The organism is Paenibacillus allorhizoplanae, assembly GCF_927798215.1.
In the GTDB taxonomy this organism is placed as follows: domain Bacteria; phylum Bacillota; class Bacilli; order Paenibacillales; family NBRC-103111; genus Paenibacillus_E; species Paenibacillus_E allorhizoplanae.
This window is the reverse complement of the sequence record NZ_CAKMMW010000073.1, coordinates 1-337: the sequence shown is the minus strand read 5'-3', so window position 1 is coordinate 337 and position 337 is coordinate 1. Positions and strand designations below refer to the sequence as shown.

Here is a 337-nt window from a genome sequence, read left to right as displayed (position 1 = left end):
AGCAGGTAGCTATACCTTTACGGCAACATTAGGAAGTTTGCCGGCCAACACAACCAATACAGATAATTTAACAGCGACAGTGGAAGTTGTCGTCTCGCCGGTCATTACAAACATCACAGCATTCAATGCTATTGGAGATGTAGCAGCAGGGACGGCGGGTGCAGCAAGTTATGCAAACGCAGGTGAAGTATTAGCAGCATTAGTAGCAAGCCATGCGACTGTAACGGCAGATGGCGGGACGATCACGGTGCCAGTTACGGCGTGGGAAGATACGGACGGCTACAACGCATCTGTAGCAGGTAGCTATACCTTTACGGCAACATTAGGAAGTTTGCCG

Annotated in this window: 1 protein-coding gene; it reads left to right on the top strand. The window is 49.9% G+C overall.

What is annotated here, in order from left to right:
- Positions 1-337, top strand: a 337-nt coding sequence (locus L6I86_RS35565) for an Ig-like domain-containing protein (RefSeq protein ID WP_236293646.1), incomplete at both ends; no start/stop codon positions are given.